We start from the raw sequence: 6,808 nt of genomic DNA, 5'->3' as shown, positions 1-6,808 counted from the left end.
GGCAGGCCGACATCATGGCGCAGTCGTTTGACGGCGTGATCGGCGCGCATCAGGGCGTGCGCCTGGCTTCGGCACGCGGCACCACGTCCGCGGGCGCCAGCCGACTGGACGGCGAACGCGCGCCCCTTGCCGCGATGACGCGCGCCGTCTCCGGCACCGTGGACGGCCAGGCGATCAGCGGCGCGGCGGGCGATGCCTCTGCCAAGCACACGGAAGTGGTCGACGGCAAGGTCCCGCACATGACCGACCCGCTGGTGCTGATGGCCGGCCGCGCGGGGCTGACGCAAGCGGCCGGACGCAACGTGCAGGTATCGGCCGGTGAACTGGTGCACTGGTCATCGGGGCTGGACCACAACCTGGCCGTCATCGGCTCGCTGCGCGTGCATACCGGCCAGGCGCTGGGCATCGTGGCCGGCGTGCAGAAGGGCGGCGCCGAATCCGGCCTGGACCTGATTGCCGGCACGGGCGAAGTCGACGTGATGTCGCAGCACGACGTGCTGACCGTGCAGGCGCAGCAGGACCTGCGCATGGTCAGCGCCAACGCCGGCATCGAATACGCATCGCCCAAGCGCATCCGCATCGCCAACGCGGCGGGCGCCAGCATCGTCATCGAAGGCGGCAACATCACCGTCACCGCGCCGGGCCGTATCGACGTCAAGACCGGCAACAAACAGTTCGCCGGCCCCACGCAGATGCCGTATCCCTTTCCGCAGTTCACGGTATGCAAAAGCTGCGTGCTGGACGCCCAGGACAGCGTGCAATCCATTACCGAAAAGGCGTGACGGCGATGGCTTATTCCTGGCAGCAGGCGCTGCTTTCCACCTTTGCGCAATTGCCCCATCACCGCGGGCCCTATGGCGAAGCCGCGCGCGCGTATGTGATCGTGGATTTTCGGGGCCACCCCGATCTGCTGGCGCGCATCAGTGCCACCGAAGACCTGAGTTTTGGCTCGATCTGGGCGCAAACCGGGCTGGACATTTATGGCGACGTGGCGCCACTGCTGATTGAAGTGGACGGCGCATCGCAAGGCGTGCTGCGCGGGCCACGCCGGCCTGATTTCAGTACGCCGCTCGTGCGCGTGTTGAACGCCCTGCACGAACGCAGCGGGGGCCGCTACGCAATGATGAGCTTCGCGTCCGCCGTGCCCCTGGAAAAACTGATCGCGCATTTCGGACGGTTTTGCGACTACGCCTTGCCCGACGACACCGAGTTCTTCCTGCACTGGTACGACACGCGCATCCTGGCGCGCGCCCTGCAAGTCTGGACCGCCGAACAACGCACCTGCTTCGCCTCGCCGCTGATCACCTTGCGCTACGCGCTGCGCGATGGCTCGCAGGCCGAGCTGTCGGGCACCGGCAGGCTGCCCGCAAACCCGCCCGACGGCATCCAACGCTTCACGCCCGAGCAGCACCAGATGCTGTTCGACCTGGACTACCCAGACAAACTCGCGGTTCAGCTACGCCGCCTGTATCCCGGCCTGCTGCCCGGCGACCCGGATCAGGACGCGCTGGTGCCGCGCGTGCAAGTGCAGTTGGAACGCGCGCGCGCACACGGCGTGGCGGGCGACAAGGACATGTTCGATTATGTGGCGTGGGGCGTATCGATATCCCCGCGCTTTGATGAGCATCCGCTGATCCGTGCGGGCTTGCAGGGGTATCAGCCCGGTGACGACGGCGCGCTGGCAAAGGCGCTGGCGGGCGTGCCGGACGCGGTGTGGGACGAGGTGCAGGCCTTGCATTGGGCTGGTCAGGATGGGCCTTCAGGAGAGATGAATGCGTAAGGGATTGATCGCCGCGCTGTTGTGGCTGGGCATGCTGGCGGGTTGCAATAGCGAGCCGGTCTACCAAGGCGTCAGTTTCATCGCCTATAACTACACGCCGTGGAATATCCGCAGCATCAGCGTCAAGGACAAGGGCGAAGGCGTGGCGTCGACGATGCAGGTCAGCCCGGGCGGCGGCGAGGGCTCGGTTACCTGCTGCTTCACGCTCAAGGGCACCGATTTCACGGTGGACTGGCGCGGCGTTGATGCCGAGTTGCTGCGCAAGCATCTGCACGATGGCAAGGCCGACTCGCTCTATTTCGATCGGCAGGGCGCCATCAAATTTCCGGCCGCCGAGATCCCGGCGGGGGAGGGTCCGCTGTATCTGGAGCTGCACATCTATCCCGACGAACACATGGAACTGGCGCTAAGCCGCAAGCTGCTGGGCCAGACGCGGATTCCCATTGTCGATACCGTGGACTGGCTATGGCGCGAGCATCGCGCATCGCTTGGCGCTTACCGCAGCGACGCCGAACTGCTGCGCGCGACGGCGAAGGCGTTGCAGCCGGCATGGAATAAATACCGTATTGAAGACAAGCAAGATCTGCGTCAATACATGTTGCTGTACTTCACGGTGGCGTCGAACTTCGATTCGGATGCACAGGTGAAGGCGATTCTGGACAAGCCGGGTCGCGCGCCGGGCGACTTCGCCCGGGAAGTCGCGGCGTTGCCGCAAGCAAAGCTGGAGCAGATCAAAGCCATGGGCGCCCCGGCGGGAGATAAAAATGTCTGACGCGCAATCCAGTGACTTGCCGCCGGAGAACCGTACGCCGGCATCGGTGCTGAAGGCAATGGCCCAGAACGAGGCGGCGTACCCCAAGGACGACTGCAATGAATGCGGTGCGGTCCTGCGGATGGGGTTCTTTTTTGATGGTTTCGGCCGTAGCCGCGACGAAGATGCCAAGCACCCCACGTACTATTCGAACATCTGCCGCTTGTGGGAAGCGCACTATGTCCAGAGCGATCCCGGCCGCCCTGAAAAACACCACTGGTTTCGGTTTTACTACTCGGGCCTGGGCACCGATCTGAATGCCGACGCGGAAAACGACGACATGATTTATGCCGCCGCGAAGGCGGGCATGAAAGCCGCTGGCAACGCGCAAAAGGCGATATCGGCCAACGTCGGCAATATCTTGCGCACGGATGAGATTCCGAACCATAAGCTCACCGGGCGCCTGACGGCCGCCGTGAAGAAGTCGCTGCGTGAGTCCTCGTATCAGCCCATGGTCAAGGCGTACAAGGACGTCGTGAAAGATGTGCGGACGCTGCCCGAAAAGGCGGTCCGGATCTGGAATGCGTGGGACCCCGAGCGCGTGGTGAACCGTGCGCGCGCAACCGTTCGCGGCTTCTGGGCCGGCTTCAAGAAAAATCCCCTGAAGGTCGCCTGGACGGCCGGCAAGGAAGCCGCCAAGTCAACCATGATGGAAACGGTGCCGATCATCCGCGATCAGGAAACGGTGGCCTACCTGATGGGCACGGGCGTAGACGTGCGCGTGGACTCGGCATTGCGCCAGTTCAAGGCGGCCTATGACGCCGTGAGCGAAGGGCAGAATGTGCGCCGCATTGAAATCACCGTGTTCGGGGCGGACCGGGGCGGAGTGGTCGCCCGCCAGTTCGTGAATGACCTGGTCAAGAAGTACCGCCGTCGTCACGATGCCGACCTGGCGGTGATTGGCGACCGAACGAAGAACAAGTCAGATGCCGATATCCAGATCCGCTTCATGGGCTTGCTGGATTCGGTCGCGTCCATCATGGACGAAAACACGTTCCTGGGCTTTTTGCCCGTCACGGACCTTATCAAGCAGACGCACAAGGACAGGACGTTGACGGTGCCAGCCGCCGTGCAGACGTGCGTGCATTTCGCGGCCGCGCATGAGCTGCGCCGCAATCAGCGCATGGACAGCCTGGAAAAGACGCGCGGCCTGCAGTATCTGTATCCCGGGTCCAGTGGCGACGTGACGGGCGTCAGTCCGCCCGGCTCGCTGAATGCGCGCGTAGAGCTGTCGCGCGTGGCGCTGCGCGACATGATGAACCAGGCGCTGTCGCACGGCGCGGCCTTTCACAGCATGGAAAGGCTGGCCGACCTGAAGCCCGATACCTATTTGCAGTTTTCGCTGTCCGAACCGATTGTGGATGGCAGTACGAAGAACCAGATTCTGGATCTGGTCAAAGCGTATCGCGAGGTCGTCAAGTACGAACCGGGCATAGACTTCATGCCGCATATGGAGGCATTCCTGCGCTGGCTGGCCGTGCGTTACCAGGACCCCACGTTTCGCGCCGAACTGTCGGACCCGGCCGAGGCGTGGATCAAGGACCGGGATTACTTCACGCCGGAACAGGAATACAACGAAGAACTGCGACGCGTGTCGACATTGCCCGCCGAGGAACGCAACAAGCCGGAGAATACCGCCCGCCTGCGCGAGCTGGAGGCGCTTAAGAATGAGCGTTGGGAACGCGCCTCGGAAAGCCGTGGCGAATTGCCTCCGCAACGTTTCAAGCCGCTGTGGGAACGCCTGGAAGAGGAATACAAGAGCCTGGAGCACGCGGAACAGCAGGATGCCGATACCGCGCAGCGCCGCGCGGACCTGGAGCGTAATAGCCCGCAGGTGTTGCGCACGATGGAGTTGATGGACAAGGACATGCGCGACCGCGAGAACATGCGCAATGAACTGATCAAGCGCGGCGGCGGCACGCCGGAAAAGGCAGCCGACCCCATGGCCGACATCAAGGCCGAGCGCGCGGTTCAGCAACGCCTGCTGACTGCCTGGCGCGAGGCGCGCGACGGCAAAACGCAATTGCCCCCGAAAGTCATGACCTTGTTCGACTGGCTGGTGCACGATGCCATGTTGAGCAGTTGGCCCGATCACCTGTTGGCCAGCACCACGATGTACTTCCGTGTTCGCGATAAGGATGTATTCGCCAAGACCGACGCCAAGGCCGAAATGTCGCAGCGAGCCAAGGACATGCGCAACGCGGAAAAGGTCGAGGCCCAGGCCGCCCGGGCAGAGCAGAACATTCAACAGATGACACCGGTGCGGCCGTGACGCGGCGAATGAAGGACGCGCGTAGCGCCTTCGATGCCGCTACTTCTTCCCCGCTTCGACCGCTATCGTCACCGTATTCGACTTCACGTTCTCTGCCTCGATATACACCTCGTACGTCGCGGGGGTGGCGGGCAGGTGCAGCACGCCCGCCATATCCGTGGTGAAGCGCGTTTCCACGGTCATGCCGGGCGGCAGCGGAATCTTGGGCGGGGCCGCGCCTTCGCTGGGGTCCACCGACACATTGGGCAGCTTGGGCCGCACGTAGTTGAACGCGATGCCGCGATAGACCTTGCCGGTGCGCGTGTCCACCGCCACGAAACGCGGTAGCTGCGGCTCGTCTACCACGGGCAGGATGCCGCGCGCGCAGATGGGAATGGTCAGCGTGCTGCCGTCGCGGATCGTGACGCGGGTGGGCGCGGCGATGCGCATCTGCGCGTCGTAGCCTTGCAGCGGCGGCATGCAGGCGTGTTCCTTTTGCGAGTGCGAGGGCACTGAGGCAAAGGTGGCGGGTTCAATCCAATCGGTCGTCATGATGGGCATGTCGGTTTTCTAAAAAGGGCCGGCGTCAGAACGTCGTCCAGCCTTCGGAGCAGTCGACCTTGCGCACGGCCTTGCTGCAACTGGGGCAGAAATGAATGTTCGCGCAGGTGATGCCGTACATCACGCACTGCCCGATCTCCTCGCCGTACTCGCCATTCTGGTCCGGCAGGCCGTAATAGCAGTGCCCCCCCGCGTCGTAGTAGAAGTGCGGCGGAGGGTCCAGCTTTGAATCGTCGGCGGACTCGTCCTGGTTGCGCAGGCCGGGCCAGTCGGGGCCGCTGGGCACCATGCCCAGCAAGTGGCCCATTTCGTGGGCAAGGGTCTCCGTCAGGTAGGCCTGCGAGTTGGGTTCGTAGGGGTCCAGCGTCGAGACGAACAGCAGGTTGGAACCCGTGATGGCAAGGCCGGCGTAGCTGGCGGCCACGGTGTTGAACTGGATGTTCAGCATGCCGGTCAGCGGCGTGGGCGATATGCGGGTCAGGTCCACGGACACCGACCAGACCGACCCATTGCTTTCGCGGATCGGGGTGATCAGGTGGCGCGGAATCGGAATGGACCGCTCGGCGCCGGAGGCATCCGTGTGGATGTAGCGCGCGTGCACCAGCCAGTCGTCGCTGGCGTCGAATTCGTACCAGAGGCTGGAGCGGCTGCGGTCGTCGTTGACGATGGGCACCGTCATGACGCGTCCGCCGGGGCCGGCGGGCACCGGCAGCCGCATGTCGCCGCTGATGCCCGGGGCGGCCAGGCGGTCAACGTGGCAAACGACCAGCGTATAGGGTTCGCGCTGCTTGCCAGGGGACGGGGTGTAGACCGCGCGCACGGCGTCCATGATGGCTTGCTGCGACTCGACGGTGTCGGCGGCGTCAACCGCCGAGCGGCCCCGGAATCGCAGGCGCGGAAGCTGAATCATGTCGATGCCGTGCCGCGCGAATTCCGCGGTGACGGGCGTGACGTCGGCCAGGTGGCCGGCCGGATGCGCGCTGATGCACATGACCTCCTGGATGTACAGGCGGCGCACGGTTTCAACGCGTTCGGTCTTGATCAATTGCCCGCGTTCGTCGCGCACTTCGAACAGGTACAGGTTCAGGCCGGCAGCCGGCAGCGTGATGTCGTCGACGATGCGGGTGCCGTCGGCGTTGGTGACGTAGCTGCGCGGGTTGCTGTGCGGTTCCTGATAGCTGGCGCGGCGGCCACGTTCACGCGCGGAGTAGGGGATGTTGGCGGGGTCGGCCTTCACGGTGATGGTGAAGCGGTGCTGGCCGGGGCGATTGAATTCCACGTGGATGCGCGGGCGGTTCGATTGCCGTTCGGTGGTGGTCAGCGCGCTGCCGTCGTTCCAGCGTTCGGCAACCTGTTCCAGGTTCACGTATTGCAGGCGCGCGCCGTCCTGGCGGGCGCGGTAGGT

Annotated in this window: 6 protein-coding genes; 4 read left to right on the top strand and 2 right to left on the bottom strand. The window is 64.3% G+C overall.

The window, feature by feature from the left end; all coding sequences use genetic code 11:
• The 4 genes from ACNPP0_RS23980 to ACNPP0_RS23965 all read left to right on the top strand — a co-directional run.
• Positions 1-782: DUF2345 domain-containing protein (locus ACNPP0_RS23980; RefSeq protein ID WP_448707212.1), on the top strand; the 782-nt coding region annotated here is incomplete at its 5' end.
• Positions 783-787: 5 nt separating this feature from the next.
• Complete coding sequence (locus tag ACNPP0_RS23975; RefSeq protein ID WP_448707211.1) at positions 788-1,780, top strand: DUF4123 domain-containing protein; 993 nt, start codon at positions 788-790, stop codon at positions 1,778-1,780.
• Entirely contained in the window at positions 1,773-2,552 is a 780-nt protein-coding gene (locus ACNPP0_RS23970) for a DUF3304 domain-containing protein (RefSeq protein WP_332612939.1), read from the top strand. The genes ACNPP0_RS23975 and ACNPP0_RS23970 overlap by 8 nt, the downstream gene beginning before the upstream one ends.
• Positions 2,545-4,863: a T6SS phospholipase effector Tle1-like catalytic domain-containing protein gene (locus tag ACNPP0_RS23965; protein ID WP_448707210.1), complete on the top strand. Its 2,319-nt coding sequence runs from the start codon at positions 2,545-2,547 to the stop codon at positions 4,861-4,863. The genes ACNPP0_RS23970 and ACNPP0_RS23965 overlap by 8 nt, the downstream gene beginning before the upstream one ends.
• A 39-nt stretch (positions 4,864-4,902) precedes the next feature.
• On the opposite strand, the gene ACNPP0_RS23960 is transcribed toward ACNPP0_RS23965, so the two are convergent.
• Both ACNPP0_RS23960 and ACNPP0_RS23955 read right to left on the bottom strand, forming a co-directional pair.
• Positions 4,903-5,403, bottom strand: coding sequence for a hypothetical protein (locus ACNPP0_RS23960; protein WP_332612935.1), 501 nt, complete (start codon positions 5,401-5,403; stop codon positions 4,903-4,905).
• Between the two features lie 25 nt (positions 5,404-5,428).
• Positions 5,429-6,808 (bottom strand): type IV secretion protein Rhs (locus ACNPP0_RS23955; RefSeq protein ID WP_448707209.1); only part of this gene is annotated, 1,380 nt, incomplete at its 5' end.

It is taken from the genome of Achromobacter semiaridum (assembly GCF_053543755.1).
This window is presented reverse-complemented; position numbering and strand designations above follow the sequence as displayed.